Source organism: Streptomyces sp. NPDC028722 (assembly GCF_040637655.1).
Taxonomy (GTDB): Bacteria; Actinomycetota; Actinomycetes; order Streptomycetales; family Streptomycetaceae; genus Streptomyces.
In genome coordinates this window covers 26,271-44,113 of record NZ_JBEZWU010000025.1, presented here as the reverse complement: position 1 = coordinate 44,113, position 17,843 = coordinate 26,271, and the positions used below count along the sequence as shown (strand labels likewise).

The 17,843-nt window shown below is 70.5% G+C and carries 15 protein-coding genes; 8 read left to right on the top strand and 7 right to left on the bottom strand.

Annotated elements, in window-relative coordinates:
* Positions 1–18: 18 nt before the first annotated feature.
* Entirely contained in the window at positions 19–960 is a 942-nt protein-coding gene (locus tag AB0F03_RS29800; protein WP_361997405.1) for an SDR family oxidoreductase, read from the bottom strand.
* A gap of 356 nt (positions 961–1,316) precedes the next feature.
* Here AB0F03_RS29800 and rox point away from each other — a divergent pair, with 356 nt between their 5' ends.
* On the top strand, positions 1,317–2,753 hold the full coding sequence (gene rox / locus AB0F03_RS29795) for a rifampin monooxygenase (protein ID WP_361997403.1): 1,437 nt from the start codon (positions 1,317–1,319) through the stop codon (positions 2,751–2,753).
* 18 nt (positions 2,754–2,771) lie between these two features.
* Here rox and AB0F03_RS29790 read toward each other — a convergent pair whose 3' ends face one another.
* Complete coding sequence (locus AB0F03_RS29790) at positions 2,772–3,110, bottom strand: hypothetical protein (protein WP_361997401.1); 339 nt, start codon at positions 3,108–3,110, stop codon at positions 2,772–2,774.
* A 227-nt stretch (positions 3,111–3,337) separates the two neighbouring features.
* On the opposite strand from AB0F03_RS29790, the gene AB0F03_RS29785 reads away from it, so the two are divergent.
* From AB0F03_RS29785 to AB0F03_RS29775, 3 genes are read left to right on the top strand one after another with little or no spacing between them, the layout of a single operon-like run.
* Positions 3,338–4,636 (top strand): extracellular solute-binding protein, encoded by a 1,299-nt coding sequence (locus tag AB0F03_RS29785; RefSeq protein WP_361997400.1) that lies wholly within the window; start codon positions 3,338–3,340, stop codon positions 4,634–4,636.
* The gene (locus AB0F03_RS29780; protein WP_361997398.1) at positions 4,633–5,679 is read left to right on the top strand and encodes a sugar ABC transporter permease; all 1,047 of its coding nucleotides are present in this window, start codon (positions 4,633–4,635) and stop codon (positions 5,677–5,679) included. The genes AB0F03_RS29785 and AB0F03_RS29780 overlap by 4 nt, the downstream gene beginning before the upstream one ends.
* 32 nt (positions 5,680–5,711) lie before the next feature.
* The gene (locus AB0F03_RS29775) at positions 5,712–6,557 is read left to right on the top strand and encodes a carbohydrate ABC transporter permease (RefSeq protein ID WP_361997397.1); all 846 of its coding nucleotides are present in this window, start codon (positions 5,712–5,714) and stop codon (positions 6,555–6,557) included.
* 79 nt (positions 6,558–6,636) lie between these two features.
* On the opposite strand, the gene AB0F03_RS29770 is transcribed toward AB0F03_RS29775, so the two are convergent.
* Together AB0F03_RS29770 and AB0F03_RS29765 are read right to left on the bottom strand one after the other, a co-directional pair.
* A complete protein-coding gene (locus AB0F03_RS29770) occupies positions 6,637–6,759 on the bottom strand; it encodes a hypothetical protein (protein WP_361997395.1) in 123 nt (40 codons plus the stop codon).
* A gap of 363 nt (positions 6,760–7,122) precedes the next feature.
* On the bottom strand, positions 7,123–7,629 hold the full coding sequence (locus AB0F03_RS29765) for an EF-hand domain-containing protein (protein WP_361997393.1): 507 nt from the start codon (positions 7,627–7,629) through the stop codon (positions 7,123–7,125).
* Between the two features lie 504 nt (positions 7,630–8,133).
* Between AB0F03_RS29765 and AB0F03_RS29760 the strand changes: the two genes are divergently transcribed.
* Positions 8,134–9,468, top strand: a complete 1,335-nt coding sequence (locus AB0F03_RS29760; RefSeq protein WP_361997392.1) for a cellulase family glycosylhydrolase — start codon at positions 8,134–8,136, stop codon at positions 9,466–9,468.
* 60 nt (positions 9,469–9,528) lie between these two features.
* Here the strand turns inward: AB0F03_RS29760 and AB0F03_RS29755 are convergent, their stop codons facing one another.
* Both AB0F03_RS29755 and AB0F03_RS29750 read right to left on the bottom strand, forming a co-directional pair.
* Positions 9,529–10,566, bottom strand: a complete 1,038-nt coding sequence (locus AB0F03_RS29755) for a LacI family DNA-binding transcriptional regulator (RefSeq protein WP_361997390.1) — start codon at positions 10,564–10,566, stop codon at positions 9,529–9,531.
* On the bottom strand, positions 10,563–12,983 hold the full coding sequence (locus AB0F03_RS29750) for a glycoside hydrolase family 2 protein (protein ID WP_361997388.1): 2,421 nt from the start codon (positions 12,981–12,983) through the stop codon (positions 10,563–10,565). Before AB0F03_RS29750 ends, AB0F03_RS29755 begins: the two co-directional genes overlap by 4 nt.
* Before the next feature lie 270 nt (positions 12,984–13,253).
* On the opposite strand from AB0F03_RS29750, the gene AB0F03_RS29745 reads away from it, so the two are divergent.
* The 3 genes from AB0F03_RS29745 to AB0F03_RS29735 all read left to right on the top strand — a co-directional run bounded on the left by AB0F03_RS29745 (position 13,254) and on the right by AB0F03_RS29735 (position 16,474).
* Entirely contained in the window at positions 13,254–14,573 is a 1,320-nt protein-coding gene (locus tag AB0F03_RS29745) for an ABC transporter substrate-binding protein (RefSeq protein ID WP_361997386.1), read from the top strand.
* A 102-nt stretch (positions 14,574–14,675) separates the two neighbouring features.
* Complete coding sequence (locus AB0F03_RS29740) at positions 14,676–15,635, top strand: sugar ABC transporter permease (protein WP_361997384.1); 960 nt, start codon at positions 14,676–14,678, stop codon at positions 15,633–15,635.
* Positions 15,632–16,474 (top strand): carbohydrate ABC transporter permease, encoded by an 843-nt coding sequence (locus AB0F03_RS29735; RefSeq protein WP_361997382.1) that lies wholly within the window; start codon positions 15,632–15,634, stop codon positions 16,472–16,474. Before AB0F03_RS29740 ends, AB0F03_RS29735 begins: the two co-directional genes overlap by 4 nt.
* 87 nt (positions 16,475–16,561) lie before the next feature.
* On the opposite strand, the gene AB0F03_RS29730 is transcribed toward AB0F03_RS29735, so the two are convergent.
* A complete protein-coding gene (locus AB0F03_RS29730; RefSeq protein ID WP_361997380.1) occupies positions 16,562–17,377 on the bottom strand; it encodes a nucleotidyltransferase domain-containing protein in 816 nt (271 codons plus the stop codon).
* Positions 17,378–17,843 lie beyond the last annotated feature (466 nt).

Here is a 17,843-nt window from a genome sequence, read left to right as displayed (position 1 = left end):
CCAGGTGGACGTCGGTTGCTACTGCTGGGGGCCGGGGCGCGGGTGGGCGGCCGAGGAGTACGCGTCCCAGTCGGCGCGGCCTCCGGCGCCCAGGACTCCCACGTCGTCCGTGAGTTCCGTGCCGGAGAGGGCCCGGAGTTCACGTCGGGCGAGCCGGGCGACGAGGGCGGGGAAGAGCGGTCTCAGGGGCTGGCACCAGCGCAGCCACGGCGGGGCGTAGATGTGGTGGGCGCGGTGCAGGACGCCGGTGGTGAGCCAGTCGGCCACCTGCGCCGGGGTGTGGACGCGGCGTGCGAACCAGGGCTGGTTCTGGCGCAAGGCTCGCAGGACGGGGTGGTCGTCGATACCGCTGATCATGTCGGTGCCGGTCCAGTGCAGGTAGGCGATGCCGACGGAGACGCCGTCGGGTTCGACTTCGCCGCGCAGGGCCTGGGCGAAGGATTCCACGCCTGCCTTGGAGGCGCAGTACGCGCTCATCATGGGTGCGGAACCGAAGGCCGCGGTGGAGGCGATCTGGAGGAAGTAGCCTCGGGTGCGGGTGAGTTGGGGCAGGAAGGCCCTGGCGGTGTTGGCGGCGCCGATCAGGTTGACGTCGATGACCCGTTGCCAGAGGCCGGCTTCCGTGCGGCTGAACGGGCCGCCGACGGCGATGCCCGCGTTGGCCACGAGCACGCTGGCCGGGCCGAGCTGTTCGGCGACCTGCCGGGCGGCACGGTCGAGCGCGGCACGGTCGGTGACGTCCGCTTCGACGCAGATGCTCGGCGAGGGCAGGGTGGCGGCGGCCTGCCGCAGGGTTTCCGCTTCGCGGCCCAGCAGCGCCACCTTCATCCCGGTGCCGGACAGGCGTCGGGCGAGCGCTTCGCCGACTCCGCGGGCGGCTCCGGTGACGACGGCGACGCGCCCCCGCAAAGGTGTGCCGTGGCCGGGGGCCTGCCCGCCGGTGCCCGCGTTGTCGCGCATCCAATCCTCGTGTTCGTCGGCCACCGGCGGTGGCGTTCTCTACCGCATTACCCGGAACGGACGGATCTGGTTGTCCGCCATGCGGAGTGACCGGGAGGTCCGGCGGGTGGCATCGGCTGCGGGCGGGCGTCACCGGGGGCCGGAAATGACGAAAGGCAAGGAGGATTCTGACTCCTTGCCACTCTCAACTTATAGCGCACCCAGGGGCTTGCGGCAAGGCCCCGGCGTTCCCGCAGAATGGCCGGCCAAGGCCCGGACCTGCGGAAACGGGACACCGCTCGCCAAGGGGCACGCGCGTGTCCCGAGGTCGGTGAGGGACCGGCCGACGCAATCCACTCTCATCGAATGGTGTTCTGATGACGGACGTGATCGTGGTCGGTGGCGGACCGACCGGCCTGATGCTGGCCTGCGAACTGCGGCTGCACGGTGTGCACGTGGTCGTGCTGGAGAAGCTGACCGAGCCGACCAGGCAGTCCCGCGGTCGGGGCCTGCACACCCGAAGCGTCGAGCTGACGGACCAGCGCGGCCTGCTTCACCGGTTCCTCGCGGTCAGTGAGAAGTTCAAGGTCGGCGGCCTCTTCGGCGGCATCGTCACACCGTGGCCGGACCGGCTGGACACGGCTCACCCGTACGGCCTCGCCATCCCGCAGCGCGCCACCGAACAGCTGCTCGAGGAGCGCGCCCACGAACTCGGTGCCGAGATCCGGCGTGGCCGTGAGGTGGCCGGGCTGACCCAGGACGAGGACGGCGTGACCGTCGAGCTGGCCGACGGCACCCGTCTGCGTTCGCGCTACCTCGTCGGGTGCGACGGAGGCCGCAGTGTGGTGCGCAAGCGACTCGGTGTCGCCTTTCCCGGCGAGCCGGCCACGGTCGAGACGCTGCTCGGGGACATGGAGGTGTCCGAGGACCCGGCGACGATCGCCGCCGTCGTCACCCGGGTGCGCAGGACCCAGCTGCGGTTCGGCGCCACCCCCGACGTGGACGGCAACAAGGGGGTGTACCGCATCGGCGTACCCGCCGAGGGGGTGGCCGAGGACCGCACGGCCGCGCCGACCCTCGACGACTTCAGGAAGCAGCTGCGGGCCTACGCGGGCACCGACTTCGGCGTGCACTCGCCGCGCTGGCTGTCCCGGTTCGGCGACGCCACCCGGCAGGCCGAGCGCTACCGGGTCGGCCGGGTCCTGCTGGCCGGCGACGCTGCGCACATCCACCCGCCGGCCGGCGGGCAGGGGCTCAACCTCGGCGTCCAGGACGCGTTCAACCTCGGCTGGAAGCTGGCCGCCACGGTCAACGGCTGGGCGCCGGAGGGGCTGCTGGACAGCTACCACACCGAACGGCATCCGGTGGGTGCCCGCGTCCTGGCCGGCACGCGCGCGCAGATGACACTGCTGGGGAGCGATCCGGGGGCGACGGCGCTGCGTGAACTGTTCACGAAGCTGATGGACTTCGAGGAGGTGAACCGGTACGTGACGGGGATGATCACCGCGGTCGATGTCCGTTACGACTTCGGGGAGGGACACGAGCTGCTGGGCCGGCGGCTGCGTGATGTGCGGCTGAAGCGGGGGCGCCTGTACGAGCTGATGCACGACGGGCGCGGCCTCCTGCTCGACCGGACCGGCCGCCTCTCCGTGGCGGGCTGGGCGGGCCGGGTCGACCACGTCGTGGACGTCAGCGAGGAGCTGGACGTGCCCGGGGTGCTGCTGCGGCCGGACGGACACGTCGCGTGGGCCGGAGAGGACCAGCAGGATCTGCTCGGCCGGCTGGCCAGGTGGTTCGGCGCTCCCGTCGGCTGAACCCCCCCGCACGGTCGGTCAGGCGATCCAGGTGGCCGTGAGGCTCTGGACCGCGGAGCCGTCGACGTCGGCCAGCTTGGTGCCTACGAGGGTGCGGGCCCAGCCGGAGGTCTGGCTCCGGAAGGCGGGCCGGGCGGCGTGGCGGCCCTCGGTGACCGCCTCCGCCGAGGTCTGGGCATTGCCGGCCCGGAACTGCTCGGTGGTGCGGTCGATGTAGCGGCGCAGGGCGTCGGAGCAGGGGCCGACCGCCGGGCCGGCGGCGAGGTCGGCACCATCGAAGCCCTCGGCACGGTGTGGCGCAAGCTCAAGGTGCGGAAGGACGAGCTCGGGCAGGAACCGGCCGGCCCGCCCGGCCACGCCGCTGACCCACCGGGGAGGTTGCTACCCGCGCGACGGCAGCTTTCGCGCGCTCTGCGGCCTTTGTGTCGGTCGGGCGTTGCACGGTGTGCGTCTGCCGGTCACAGAGTGGTTGAGAGGTGGTCGAGACCTCTTGTGGGTGTGTTCATGGGGTCCTTAGCCTCCCAGGTGTTGTGCAGAGCGAAACCATCATTGCACATGTTGCAACACTGCACCGGAGGCACTCCATGAAGCTGTCCGTCCGTCTTGCCGGGTTCACCGCGCTCGCCGTCACCCTGGTCAGCGCCTGCGCACCCGGGACCGTCGGCAACTCCTCCGCCGGCAAGGACGAGAAGACCGGCACCCTGCGCGTCTGGCTCTTCCAGGAGGTCGACAACCGGCCCAAACAGCGCGTCGTCGACGCGGTCCTCGCCGGCTTCGAGAAGGCACACAAGGATGCCCGGGTCACCGTCGAGTACATCCCCGTGGAGACCCGCGCCCAGCGCATCAAGGCCGCCTTCAACGACCCGAAGTCCGCGCCCGACGTGATCGAGTACGGCAACACCGACACGGCCGGCTATGTACGGGACGGCGGACTCGCCGACGTCACCCGGGACTTCAACGCCTGGAGCGAGGCCAAGGACACCGATCCGACCGCCCGGCAGTCGGTCACCGTGGACGGCAAGGTCTACGGGGCGCCGTACTTCGTCGGTGTCCGGGCCCTGTACTACCGGACCGACATACTCGGCGAACTCGGCCTCGGCGTACCGAGGTCGCAGGCCGAACTGATCTCCACCGCGAAACGGGTCCGGGCGGCCCGGCCCGGCCTGTACGGTCTCGCCGTCGGCGGCGCCTACACGTACGGCGCGATGCCGTTCATCTGGGCCCGCGGCGGTGAACTGGCCACCGGCAAGGGCGGTTCGTACGCCTCCGTCATCGACAGCCCCGCCGCCCGGAGGGGCATCGCGGCGTACACCTCGCTCTTCGGTGACGACAACTGTCCCGCCGCCAAGTGCGCGGGCATGGGCGGGAACGACACGGTGACCGCCTTCGCCTCCGGCAAGGCGGCCATGGCGATCGGCGGCGACTTCAGCCACGCCGCGGTGGAGGCCGGGAAGGTCAGGGGGAAGTACGCGGTGGTGCCGCTGCCGGGAGTGAAGCCCGGCTCGATCGCGCCGGCGTTCGCGGGCGGCAACAACATCGGCGTCCTGAAGAGCACGTCGCACCGCACCCTCGCCGTGGACCTGATGAAGCGGCTGGCGTCGAAACGGACGCAGGGCAGGCTCTTCGACGCCATGGGCTTTCTGCCGACCTTCGCGGACGTACGGCAACAGGCCGCGGCCAAGCAGCCCTTCGTGAAGCCGTTCGTACGGACCCTCGCCGCCGGCACCGAGTTCGTGCCGGCCTCGCCCGCGTGGGCACAGATCGACTCCTCGCTGGTGCTGCCGACCATGTTCCAGGAGATCGTCAGCGGCAAGAAGGACGTGGCCGCCGCCGCCGCCGAGGCGGCGAAGAAGATGAACGACGCGTTCGGGTCCGTGGGATGACGAGGCCGACCGACGCCGCTCCGCCGCCGGAGCGGAGCGGACCGACGACCACCGCCGGACGGCCGGAGGCGGCCGGGCCGGACGGGACGGCGGTCGCCGGTCCCACCCCCCGCAGGGTGGCCCGGCCGGCCGCCGCGACGCCCGTGCGGCCCCGCCGCAGGCCACGTCCGCGCGGGGGCTGGACCCCGTGGCTCTACCTCGCGCCCGCCCTCGCCGTCCTCGGCGCGCTGCTGGTCTACCCCGTCTACCAGCTCGGTCTGATGTCCGTGCTCCAGTACACCCAGGCCCAGGTCAGCGGTGGTGCACCGACCAGTTTCCGGGGCCTGGCCAACTACACCGAGCTGTTCGCCGACGACCAGTTCTGGCAGGTGCTGCTGGCGACGATCGGCTTCGCCGCGGCCTGTGTGTCTTCCACGCTGGCGGTGGGCTGCGCGCTCGCCGTCCTGCTCACCCGTGTCCGTGCCGTCCCGCGGCTCGCGCTGATGCTGGCCGCGCTGGGGGCATGGGCGACACCGACGGTCACCGGCTCGACGGTCTGGCTGTTCCTCTTCGACCCCGACTTCGGCCCGGTCGACCGGCTGCTCGGGCTCGGCGACTTCTCGTGGACCTACGGCCGTTACAGCGCCTTCCTGCTGGTCCTGCTGGAAGTGGTGTGGTGCTCCTTCCCGTTCGTGATGGTCACCGTCTACGCCGGCATCCGCGCCGTGCCGGGCGAGGTCCTGGAGGCCGCCGCCCTGGACGGCGCCTCGCAGTGGCGGATCTGGCGCTCGGTGCTGGCGCCGGTCCTCAGGCCCATCCTGGTCATCGTCACCGTGCAGTCGGTGATCTGGGACTTCAAGGTCTTCACCCAGATCTACGTGATGACCGACGGCGGCGGCATCGCCGGCCAGAACCTGGTGCTGAACGTCTACGCCTACCAGAAGGCGTTCGCGTCCTCGCAGTACAGCCTGGGTGCGGCGATCGGCGTGGTGACCCTGCTGATCCTGCTCGCCGTGACGCTCGGCTATCTGCGGCTGCTGCGCCGCCAGGGGGAGGAACTGTGAGCAGGGGCGGGACTCTCGGCGGAGGAGGAACTGTGCGTTCTGTACGGGGTCTTGTGCGGCGCCCCTGGCGGCTGGCGGCCGAGGCGACCGCGCTGCTGACCGCTGTGGTCGTCGCCTTCCCCCTGTACTGGATGGTGCTCAGCGCGTTCCGGCCGGCCGGGGAGATCGAGTCCACCCGGCCGCGGCCCTGGACGTCGTCCCCTTCTCTGGACTCCTTCCGGCGCGTGTTCCAACAGCACGAGTTCGGCCGGTACTTCGTCAACAGCCTCGTCGTCGCGGTGAGTGTCGTCGTCGCCTCCGCGCTGATCGCCTTCCTGGCCGCCACCGCCGTGACCCGCTTCCGGTTCCGCTTCCGCACCACCCTGCTGATCATGTTCCTGGTGGCACAGATGGTGCCGGTGGAGGCGCTCACCATCCCCCTGTTCTTCCTCATGCGCGACTTCGGCCAGCTGAACACGCTGGGTTCGCTGATCCTGCCGCACATCGCCTTCTCACTGCCGTTCGCCATCTGGATGCTGCGGGGGTTTGTGAAGGCCGTGCCGGAGTCGCTGGAGGAGGCCGCGTACCTGGACGGGGCGAGCCGCGCGCGGTTCCTGTGGCAGATCCTTCTTCCGCTCGTCCTGCCGGGCCTGGTGGCCACGAGCGTGTTCTCCTTCATCTCCGCCTGGAACGACTTCCTGTTCGCCAAGTCGTTCATCATCAGCGACACTTCCCAGTCGACCCTGCCGATGGCGCTGCTCGTCTTCTACAAGCCCGACGAGCCGGACTGGGGCGGCGTCATGGCGGCGTCCACGGTGATGACCGTGCCGGTGCTGGTGTTCTTCGTACTCGTGCAGCGGCGCCTGGTCTCCGGCCTGGGCGGAGCCGTGAAGGACTGACGGACGGAGGCGTCCGGGCGGGAAGGCAGTGGCGGGGCCGGCAGGTGTACTCCCCTGGTCCGGCCCCTGGCCCTTCCTCTTACAGGCCGAGCCAGACGATGACGACCTGGGCGAGTACAGCCCCTGCCGCATTGGCCATGACCTGGGTTGCCACGTCCAGGACGCGGGACCACCGAGAATTCTTCTCCTTGGCACTGCTCAAAGGAAGTTCCTCTCTCAAACCGGCCGGCCCCCGGCAGAACCGGGGACCGCTGAAGCTTGAGGAAGGGCCTGACGCAGACCTTAGCCGCTGAAGGGACGGGCGGTCACCTTGTCGCAACGGCCAAGCGGTCAGGCGACCTTGAAATCGATGCTGGTGAAGGGGCCCGGGCTGCCGTAGCGGTCCAGGGCGCGTGATTCGAAGACGTAGAAGCCTGGCCGGAGCGGCGTCAGGTGACCGTCGGCCCGCTGACGGTCCGGTAGCCGTTGCCGTCGTTCATGAACCGGTGGGTGTAGCCGCTGACCAGCCGGTCGTGCGTTGCCGTAGAGGTTGTACGGATCTTCCGCCGGCCTCCGCCGGCCCGGTTCAGCGGACGGCGACCAGGGCGTCGTACATGGGCGACGCGCCCTCGCTGACGAAAGCGCGGATGGCGGAGAGGTACTCGTCGCGGTCGACGCGTCCGTCGCCGTCGGCGTCCAGGGCGTCGAACGCCTCGCCCGCGTTGCCGGCGCTGTTGCCCAGGACCTCCCGCAACCGGGTGAACTCCTCGCGGTCCAGCATGCCGTCGGCGTCGGTGTCGGCGAGGTCGAACAGGGACCCCAGAGCCTGCCGGCAGACGTCGTCGAAGGTGTGGGCGCCGGCCCAGGCCGCGTACTCCTGGAAGGTCACCCTGCCGTCTCCGTCCGCGTCCATGGAGTCGTAGACGCGTTCGTGCCGGCTGCGGGCGACGGCGACGAGGGGGTCGTTGACGCCGCGCCCCAGCCGCGCCGCCGCCCGGTCGGGGCGGGTCAGGTACTCGTCCCGGGTGATCACGCCGTCGCCGTCCGCATCCAGCGTGCGGAAGACGCGGTCCCTCGCGGCCATGACGTCCATACGACTCCCTTTTCACAGACTACGGAGACGATCCAGACAGTCACTATAAGCATGCATATGAACGCGAAGTGTGATGGCAGGCTGCGGCGGCCTGGAGAGGCGGGCGGGCGGAGGTGCCGGTGATCCCTCTCGAGCGTGGCGGCGAGGTGGGTTACGCTCGTGCACTAAACCGGTTTTGTTCAGCCAATCAGATAGGCGCCGCGTTGGGGTGAATCTTCGACGTGGACTGAACCACAACTAAACTTAACCGGTTTGGTTCGGACGGTTGTCTCCGTGACAGTCTCGTTCTAGCCTCTCTCCCAGCCGTCGACGCAAGGGATTTCGAGCCACCCATTTCCTGGCGAGGTCTCGTGGGTGTCCCTCTTCGGCGGTCTGCCGTCCCGCTGCCCGGTGAGCCGCGAACCAATGCCCGGGCAGCGGGATCCGACCGGCTCGCTCCTCGCGTTTCCGGACCGCCGGAACACCGCCGGACCGGACGGACGAGCCACCATCCTGGGAGCAGTCATGAGAAAGTCACTGGCCACCGCGGCGGGAGCGTTGCTGGCCCTCGCCGCCTCGGTACTGGCCGCGCCGGCCCCCGCGCAGGCGGACACGCAGGCCGCGCCGGGCTTCCACGTCGCCGACGGGCGGCTGCTGGACGTGACCGGCAAGGACTTCGTCCTGCGGGGTGTGAACCACGCCCACGCCTGGTATCCCACCAGGACGGCGCAGGCCCTGAAGGACATCAAGGCGCTGCGCGCCAACTCGGTGCGCGTCGTGCTCGCCACCGGTGACCGCTGGGCGAAGAACGACACCGCCGACGTCGCGTCCGTCGTCGCGCAGTGCAAGGCGAACCGGCTCGTCTGCGTCCTGGAGGCGCACGACACCACCGGCTACGGCGAACAGGACGGAGCCGTGTCCCTCTCCCGCGCCGTCGACTACTGGACCAGCGTCAAGGCCGCGGTGCAGGGCCAGGAGAAGTACGTCGTCCTGAACATCGGGAACGAGCCCTACGGCAACACCGGGTACGCGTCGTGGACGTCCGACACCGAGAACGCCGTGGCCCGCATGCGGGCCGCCGGGTTCCGTCACACGCTCATGGTCGACGCCCCCAACTGGGGCCAGGACTGGTCGTTCACGATGCGCGACCACGCCGCGGAGGTGTTCGCGGCGGACCCCGACCGCAACACGGTGTTCTCGATCCACATGTACGGCGTGTTCAACACCGCCGACAAGGTCAAGAGCTACCTCCAGCGGTTCACCTCCCAGCATCTCCCCATAGTCGTCGGCGAGTTCGGCAACATGCACTCCGACGGTGACCCCGACGAGGACGCCATCATGTCCACCGCGCGGCAACTCGGTGTGGGCTACCTCGGCTGGTCCTGGAGCGGCAACGGCGGTGGCGTCGAGTACCTGGACATGGCCACCGGGTTCGACGCCTCCCGGCTCACCGCCTGGGGACAGCGGATCTTCTCCGGCGCCGACGGCATCAAGCAGACCGCCAAGGAAGCCGGCGTGTTCACCGACAGCGGTCCGGCCACCGGAAGCTGCGCGGTCAGCTACAGCCTCAGCGACTGGGGCAACTGGTTCAACGCGGACGTCACCATCCGCAACACCGGTACGACGGCCGTCCAGGGCTGGCAGCTCGCCTTCGCCTTCCCGGGCGCCCAGAAGCTGAGCTCGGTGTGGAACGCCAAGGCCGTTCAGCAGGGCAGCGAGGTCCGGGCGAGCAACGAGTCCTGGACGGAGACGATCCCGGCCGGCTCCACGGTGAGTTTCGGGTTCAACGGCTCCTCCACCGGTAGCAACGGCGTCCCGGCCGCCTTCACCCTCAACGGCGGCACCTGCACCAAGAGCTGACACCGCTCCCCCGGTGTGCCGGAGGGCCGCGTCCGCACCGGACACGGCCCTCCGGCATCGTCACGCGGCCGTTCCGGGCGCCGGTGCGGTGGAGCCGCGCGGGGTCAGGGACGGCGTCGGCACCTGATGGCCGCCGGTGCGCGTGCCGTTGACCACGTCGAAGAGCACCCGCGCCACCTCGGCGCCGAAGTGGTGCACGTCGTGACTCATGGCCGTCATCGCCGGGTGGGTGATCCGGCACAGCTGCGAGTCGTCCCACGCCACGAGCGACAGATCGTCGGGGACGGTGAACCCCATCTCCGCCGCGACGCCCGCCCCCGCGACCGCCATGATGTCGTTGTCGTAGACGATCGCGGTGGGCCGGTCGGCGGCGAGCAGCAGGCTGCGGGTGGCGCGGGCGCCCTCCTTCTCGTCGAAGCCGGTGGCGATCTGCCGGCCCTCCTCCAGGCCCAGTTCCCGGATCGTGGCGGCGAAGGCGCGGGCCCGGATGGCGCTGTGCCCGAGGTCGGCCGGGCCGCCGACGCGGGCGACGCGCCGGTGGCCCAGGGCCGCCAGGTAGCGGACGGCCTCGGCGACCGCGGACGCGTCGTCCGTCCACACCGCGGGGAAGGAGCCCGTGAGGGAGGGGTGGCCGACCGCGACCGCGGGCAGGCCGAGGCCCTGGAGGGAGGGCACCCGGGGGTCGTCCTCGCGGAAGTCCACCAGGATCGCGCCGGCGATCATCCGGCCGCGCCACCATTCCCGGTAGACCGCGATCTCCTCGTCGAGGTCGCGCACCAGGCGCAGCAGCAGCGAGCAGGACCGTTCCGCCAGGACGCTCTCGATGCCCGAGATGAAGTCCATGTAGAACGGTTCCAGACCGAGCAGCCGGGCGGGCCGGCACAGGGCCAGCCCGACGATGTCGACGCGTCGGCTGGACAGGCTGCGGGCGGTGGCGCTGGGCGCCCAGCCCAGTTCCTGGGCCGCCGCGAAGATCCGCTCGCGGGTGGCCTGTGAGACACCGGGCTTGTGGTTGAACGCGAGCGACACCGCCCCTTTGGACACCCCGGCCCGGGCCGCGACGTCCTTGATGGTGACGCGCTGGGGGGAGGCGCTCACACCACGTCCACGCAGAACAGGGCGGCCATGACGGCGTCTGCGGTGACGGGGCCGCAGCCCTGGACCCGGATACGCGTCCGCTCGCCGGGCAGCAGGGTCTGCCGGCCCCGGTCGCAGACGGCGGCCGGGCCGAGCCGGTCGGGCTGGAGCAGGAGGTCTCTGACGATAGTACGGGCGCTCACCACGACGTCGACTCTATCTCCCTGGCCGGGCACGGGCTCCAGCGTGACGTCGTAGCGCGGCCGGGGGTAGGCGAAGTCCTTGTCGGGGACGGGGAAGTGCAGGGCACGCAGCCCATCCCCGCTCCCGGCCCCCTCTTCCGCGTCGGCGACCAGGAACTCCTTGGCGGACTGCTCGTCCGGTACCAGGGCCGCGGGCACCGCGGTCCGGGCGACGGAACGGGGGGCCACGGTGAGGTCGTGGAGGGTCTCGGTGACCACGGTGCCGTCCGCCTCCACCCGCCGCAGCGTCACCGTCGTACGCCAGGGTCCGTCGGACTGGTTGACCGCGGCGAGCACGAGGCCGCCGGGGTCCGGCTGGAGGGTGAGGAGCCGGTCGGCGTAGACGCGGCGCAGCTCGTGGTAGAGCGGCTTGGGGCGTCCGTCGCCGTCGATGGCGGCCCAGGACGTGACCGGCCAGCAGTCGTTGAGCTGCCAGACGATCGTTCCCGCGCACACCGGCCAGTGGGCGCGCCAGTGCTCGATGCCCGCGGCGACCGCGCGGGCCTGGACGAGCTGGGTCAGATAGTGCCACCGGTCGAAGTCGCCCTCGGGCAGCGGGAAGTGGCGGGCGACGCCACGGTTCAGCTTGCCGTTGCCGTCCTCGGCCTTCTGGTGGTGGAGCATGCCCGGGGAGTCGGGGGCGAGTTCCTCACCGGGCAGGGCACGGCGCAGGGTGGTCAGCGCGGGCGGCGCCTGCCAGCCGAACTCCGCGACGAAGCGGGGCACGTTCGCCCGGTACTCGGCGTAGTCCTGGCGGTTCCACACCTCCCACGAGTGGTGGGTGCCGTGGGCGGGGTCGTTGGGGTGATGGTCCCAGGAGCCGGACCAGGGACTGCCGGCGGTGTAGGGGCGGGTCGGGTCGAGTTCGGCGACGATGCGCGGCAGCAGCCCGAGGTAGTAGCCCTCGCCCCAGGAGTCGCCGGCCAGCGGTTCCTCCCAGTCCCAGTCGCGGAAGCCCCAGAGGTTCTCGTTGTTGCCGTTCCACAGCACCAGCGAGGCATGTGGCATGAGCCGGACAACGTTGTCGCGAGCCTCGGCCTCGATCTCCCCGCGCAGCGGCTGCTCCTCCGGGTAGGCGGCGCAGGCGAAGAGGAAGTCCTGCCAGACCATGAGGCCCAGTTCGTCGCAGGCGTCGTAGAAGGCGTCGTCCTCGTAGATGCCGCCGCCCCACACGCGCACCAGGTCGACGTTGGCGTCGGCGGCCTGGGTGAGGCGGGTGCGGTAGCGCTCGGGGGTGATCCTGGACGGGAAGGCGTCGTCGGGGATCCAGTTGACGCCGCGGGCGAAGATCCGTACGCCGTTGACGACGAGGGTGAAGCCGGTGCCGTGCTCGTCGGCCGAGTGGTCGACCTCGACGGTGCGGAAGCCGATCCGGCGGTGCCAGGTGTCGAGCGGGCCGCCCTCGTCGCCGAGGGTGATGTCGAGGTCGTACAGGGGCTGTTCGCCGTAGCCGCGGGGCCACCACAGGCGCGGGTCGGGGACGTCGAGGCGCAGCACCGCCGTGTCGCCGGTGACGTCGGTCTCGGCGCGGAGGCCGGCCACCCGGGCCTCGGCGCGCAGCGCGCGTCCCCGCCCCTGCGGGGTGCGCTCCAGTTCCAGCCGCACCTCCACCCGGCCGGTGCCGCCGTCGACGGTGACCAGGGGGCGCACCCGGGCGATGCGCGCGGTGGACCAGTGCTCCAGCCGGACCGGCCGCCAGATGCCCGCGGTCACCAGGGTCGGGCCCCAGTCCCAGCCGAAGTTGCACGCCATCTTCCGGATGTACTGCGAGGGCTCGGGATACACGTTGGGCCGCTCCCCCGTGACCGCGCGGACGGCCGCGGCCTCGTCGTAGGCGGAGGCGAAGCGGACCTCCAGCTCACCGGTGCGGCCCGTGACGTCGAACCGGTAACCGCGGTGCATGTTGCGCGTCGTGCCGACGGGGCGGCCGCCCAGGGTGATGGACGCGGCCGTGTCGAGACCCTCGAAGACGATATCGGTGCGCTCGTGGACGCTGTCGTGGCCGAGGTGGCGGACATAGGTCCAGGCGCGGCGCCCCACCCAGGCGACGTCGCCCTCGTTGCGGTCGAGGAAAGGATCCGGGATGGCCCGGGCCGCCAGCAGGTCGGTGTGGACGCAGCCGGGCACCCGGGCCTCCAGCAGGTCCTCCCCGTGACGCAGGCTCCAGCCCCCGGTGAGCGGGGTGACGTCCTTCATGGTGCGGCTCCAATCGCCTGACTCAGGCCGTGCGAGGGACAACGGCGGACAACCTAACGCGCTGATCTGCGCACTGTCCATAAACCGGTCTAGTTGCTTCCCCGAGCAAACTTGCGCGCGGTAGTGCCACGTCATGGGTGGCACGGCCCACCGGTCGGTAACAATTGCGCATCGTGCGCGAAATTTCAGCTTTACCGGTTCACCAGGGGCTGACATAGTGCCGACATCCCACTCACAGAGCTGAGCCGCAAACCTGAAGGAGCTGGGCACATGGGGAACAAGAAGGCACTCACCGGGGCACTTCTGGCGACCGCGATACTGACCGTCGCGGGCTGCGGTGGCGGGGGCCCGGCCTCCACCGAGACCGCTGAGGCGCCTGCCGACCCGGCCGACGCGGCGGGCACGATCAAGGTGCTGACGGCCCGTACCGACCTCGTCCAGAACGGGACGATGGCCAGGTATGCCGGCGAGTTCAACAAGACCTATCCCAAGGTCAAGGTGAAGTTCGAGGCCCTCACCGACTACGAGGGCGAGGTCAAGATCCGGATGAACACCGAGGACTACGGCGACGTCCTCATGATCCCGGCCGCCGTGGCCAAGGACGACTACCCGAAGTTCTTCGCCCCGCTGGGCACCACGGCCGACCTGAGCGCCAGGTACCGGTTCAGCGACAAGACCGATGTCGGGGGCAAGGTCTACGGCATCGCCCAGTTCGGCACGGCCAACGGCTTCCTCTACAACAAGGCCGTCTGGAAGAAGGCCGGCATCACCAAGTGGCCGGCCACGCCGCAGGAGTTCCTCACCGACCTGAAGGCCGTCAGGGCGAAGACGGACGCCCTGCCGTACTACACGAACTTCAAGGACGGCTGGCCGCTGACCGCCTGGACCAACAACGTCGGCTCCGTCACCTGCGACGCCCGGGCCGGCGACAAGCTCGCCGGCGCCGTCTCCCCGTGGAAGCGGGGCGGTGAACTGAACACGATCGATTCCCTGCTGTACGACATCGTCAAGGGCGGCCTGTCCGAGAAGGACCCCAGCACGACCAACTGGGAGGCGTCCAAGGGGCTGATCGCCCAGGGCGAGGTCGCCACCATGCAGCTCGGCTCGTGGGCCATCACGCAGATGCGGGACGCGGCGAAGAAGGCCGGCACCGACCCCGCCGACATCGGCTTCATGCCCTTCCCCGTGCAGAAGGGCGGCAAGTACTGCGCCGTCCTCGCCAGCGACTACCAGCAGGCGGTGAACATCCACTCCTCGCACAAGGCCGCCGCCCGGGCCTGGATCGACTGGTTCACCGAGAAGTCGGGCTACTCGGCGAAGGAGGGCGCCGTGCCGGCCCTGAAGTCCGCTCCCATGCCCGGCACCCTGAAGGACTTCGTTGACAACGATGTCACCTTCCTGGAGCGTTCCGAGGCGAAGACCGGTGAGGTCAACACGATCGACAACGCCGCCGAGATCGGCCTGAACAAGCCGGACTACCGACAGAAGCTGGTCGACCTCGCCCGCGGCGCGCAGCACGGCAGTCTCGACGGCTACTTCGCGGACCTCGACAAGCGGTGGAACGAGGCGGCCGGGACGGCCGGTTCCTGAGCGGCGCCCGTACTCCCGGCCCGGCCGGACGCCGGTACCGGCCCCGTCCGCGCCGGACGGGGCCACCGCCCGTCGCCCACCCGCCAAGACGAAAGGCCCGACATGACCGAGACGACCCGCACGGCGCCCGCGAAGGTGCCGGGCACCGCCCCGCCGCCCCGCGGGACACCCGCCGGTGGCGGGGGACGCCGGGGCGGGCGCGTCCTGCGCCGGCTCACCCCGTGGCTCTTCCTGGCCGTACCCCTCGTCCTGCTGGTCACGTTCACCTACGTGCCCGTGGGCAACATGATCTACTACAGCTTCACCGACTGGGACGGCGTCAGCCCCGACCGCCGATTCACCGGCGTCGACAACTACGAGCAGATCTTCACCCGTCCCGAGCTGTTCCGGGTGTTCTTCGTCAGCTTCTACTACCTGGCCGCGTCGGCCGTGCAGATCGTGATCGCCCTGTACTTCGCGACCGTGCTCAGCTTCGACCTGCGGTTCCGGAACCTGTTCAAGGGGATCCTGTTCTTCCCCTACCTGATCAACGGCGTGGCCATCGGCTTCGTCTTCCTGTACTTCTTCCAGGACGGCGGCACGCTCGACTCGGTGCTGTCCTGGTTCGGCGCCGGCTCCGGGCACGCCTGGCTCGGTGACCCCTCCTCGGCGAACACCTCCCTGGCGGGCGTGTCCGTCTGGCGCTTCAGCGGGCTGAACTTCGTCCTGTTCCTCGGCGCGATCCAGTCGATCCCCGGCGAGCTGTACGAGGCGGCCCAGCTGGACGGGGCCACGCGCTGGCAGCAGTTCCGGCACATCATCGCCCCGGGCATCCGGCCGGTGGTCAGCCTGAGCGTCATCCTGGCGGTCTCCGGATCCCTGTCCGTGTTCGAGATCCCTTACATCATGACCGGCGGCGCGACCGGCACGACGACCTTCGTCATCCAGACGGTCAAACTCGCCTTCCAGTTCAACAAGACCGGCCTGGCCTCGGCGGCCGCCGTCGTCCTGCTTCTGATCATCCTGGTGATCACCTGGATCCAGCGCCGCCTCGTGCCCGACGAGAAGGTGGACCTCGTATGACCACGCCCCTGCCCGCCCGCCGCCGGATCGCACCCGCACTGACCTACCTGTCGCTGGTCCTCGCCTCCCTGGTCGTGCTGATACCGCTCGTCGTCGTCTTCCTCACCTCCCTCAAGACCTCCGAGGAGGTCTCGGACGGCGGGGCGCTGTCGTTGCCGGGCGACTGGCTGAACCTCGGCAACTACGCGACGGCGTTCAGCGACGGCAAGATGCTGTCCGCCTTCGCCAACACCACCTTCATCCTGCTGTTCTCCATCACCGGCACGGTGATCATCGGCTCGATGACCGCGTACGCCATCGACCGCTTCGACTTCCGGGCGAAGAAGCCGATCATGGGACTGTTCCTGGTCGCCACCCTGGTACCCGGCGTCACCACACAGGTCGCGACCTTCCAGGTGGTCAACAGCTTCGGGCTGTTCAACAGCATCTGGGCGCCGATCCTGCTCTACATGGGGACGGACATCGTCTCGATCTACATCTTCCTCCAGTTCATCCGGGGCATCCCGGTCTCCCTCGACGAGGCCGCGCGCCTGGACGGGGCGAACACCTTCACCATCTACTGGAAGATCATCCTGCCGCTGCTGAAACCGGCGATCGCCACGGTCGTCATCATCAAGGGCATCACCGTCTACAACGACTTCTACATACCGTTCCTCTACATGCCGTCCGAGGACCTGGGCACCATCTCCACCGCGCTGTTCCGCTTCAAGGGGCCGTTCGGCGCGCACTGGGAGGACATCTCCGCCGGCGCGATCCTGGTGATCCTGCCGACCCTCCTCGTCTTCCTCTTCCTTCAGCGGTACATCTACAACGGCTTCGCCCAGGGCGCGACCAAGTGACCTCCGCGCCCCCGCGACCGGCGTCCTCGCCGCCCAGGAGCCCTGGCCTGCCTGCCGGGGCTCCGGCGGGCCGTGGTGGGGCTGCCGTCAGGAGGTGAGCCGTCCGCAGACCTCGGCGGCCAGTGCGTCCGCCGCGTCCAGTGCGGTGCGGAGGGTGTCCGGGGTCGTGCCGGGTGCGGCGAACAGCCCGTGCGCCCGCGCGGCGAAGCCGGGGACGGCGGCAGGGAGGTCTCCCGCGGCCCGGACCGCGCCCTCCTCGTTCAGCACCCAGGAGCGCGCGTGGGCGTGCAGGGCGTGCACGAGGAGGCCGACCGCGCGGAAGAGGCAGCCGGCGACGTAGAAGCTGCCACCGCGCGCCGCTCCCTTGCGGGCGGCCGCCAGGATGAACGGGGCCTCCCACCGCGCGTCGGCGATGAGCGCTTCGCGCAGCGGTTCCGGGTAACGGCGTGTCCGCTCTCGCAGGGCCCGGAGCTCGCCGCCGGGGTCGGCGAGGACGCGTCCGACGGTCACCTCGCCGACGTACGTGTGCGAGTAGACGCCCAGTGGATGGCCGGGCTGAGCGCCCACCTCGAAGCGTCCCTCCTGGCAGTCCGCCCAGATCCGGCGCACCCGGTCCAGGTCACGGTAGATCCGGTCGACGCGGTGGCCGTCGACGGTCAGCCAGGCCCCGCCGTCCACCCACGGTCCCCAGCCGCCGGGTTCGGTCACGTCGACCGACGTGCCGGTCGGTTCGGCCGCGAGGAGCCGCAGGGCGTCGGTGTCCAGGGGCGGCCGGTAGTACAGGCCCAGGTCGTGGTCGGAGTCGGGGTGGGCTGCCCCCGTCGCCCGGCTGCCGCCGAGGGCCACCGCCACGACACCCCTGACCTCGGCCAGCCGGCCGGCGATCTCCGTCAGACGGTCCACACGCGGAGGGTGCCGGACCGTGTCACCGTCCGCGACCGGATTTCGAGCGGCTCTGCCTGTGCCGGCCCGCTGGGTCCTCAGCCACCGGCTGTGTCAGCTGACGGGGAGCACCTTCCAGAAAGTCACGTCGGTGTGGCGACGACGTCTCCGCTGCGGACCGGCGCTCCCGTGGGCCGGCACGGCCCCGACACGATCTCCCAGGTCCCCGTGCCGGGCCCGCGGTTGGCGACGTTCGCGGTGGACACGCCGTATCTCGCGCCCCCTCCGCCCGCTCCGCCGTTGGTGGCCAGGTAACCACCGTCCCCCTGGTGGACACCCGCGTGCGGCTCGTTCGCCTCGCGTGATCGCGGGCAGCACCCGGCGCGTCGCCCGGGCCACGCCCCGCCGGTGACGGGTCGGACGCACACCTGCCCCAGCCGTTGCTGTCCCGATGACCGAAACACCTGCCGCGAGCGCCACGCCGGAC

Bases quoted from the DNA above. Each gene is read 5' to 3' on its own strand.
- AB0F03_RS29800 (WP_361997405.1), bottom strand. From the start codon at position 960: ATGCGCGACAACGCGGGCACCGGCGGGCAGGCCCCCGGCCACGGCACA.
- rox (WP_361997403.1), top strand. From the start codon at position 1,317: ATGACGGACGTGATCGTGGTCGGTGGCGGACCGACCGGCCTGATGCTG.
- AB0F03_RS29785 (WP_361997400.1), top strand. From the start codon at position 3,338: ATGAAGCTGTCCGTCCGTCTTGCCGGGTTCACCGCGCTCGCCGTCACC.
- AB0F03_RS29780 (WP_361997398.1), top strand. From the start codon at position 4,633: ATGACGAGGCCGACCGACGCCGCTCCGCCGCCGGAGCGGAGCGGACCG.
- AB0F03_RS29765 (WP_361997393.1), bottom strand. From the start codon at position 7,629: ATGGACGTCATGGCCGCGAGGGACCGCGTCTTCCGCACGCTGGATGCG.
- AB0F03_RS29760 (WP_361997392.1), top strand. From the start codon at position 8,134: ATGAGAAAGTCACTGGCCACCGCGGCGGGAGCGTTGCTGGCCCTCGCC.
- AB0F03_RS29750 (WP_361997388.1), bottom strand. From the start codon at position 12,983: ATGAAGGACGTCACCCCGCTCACCGGGGGCTGGAGCCTGCGTCACGGG.
- AB0F03_RS29745 (WP_361997386.1), top strand. From the start codon at position 13,254: ATGGGGAACAAGAAGGCACTCACCGGGGCACTTCTGGCGACCGCGATA.
- AB0F03_RS29740 (WP_361997384.1), top strand. From the start codon at position 14,676: ATGACCGAGACGACCCGCACGGCGCCCGCGAAGGTGCCGGGCACCGCC.
- AB0F03_RS29735 (WP_361997382.1), top strand. From the start codon at position 15,632: ATGACCACGCCCCTGCCCGCCCGCCGCCGGATCGCACCCGCACTGACC.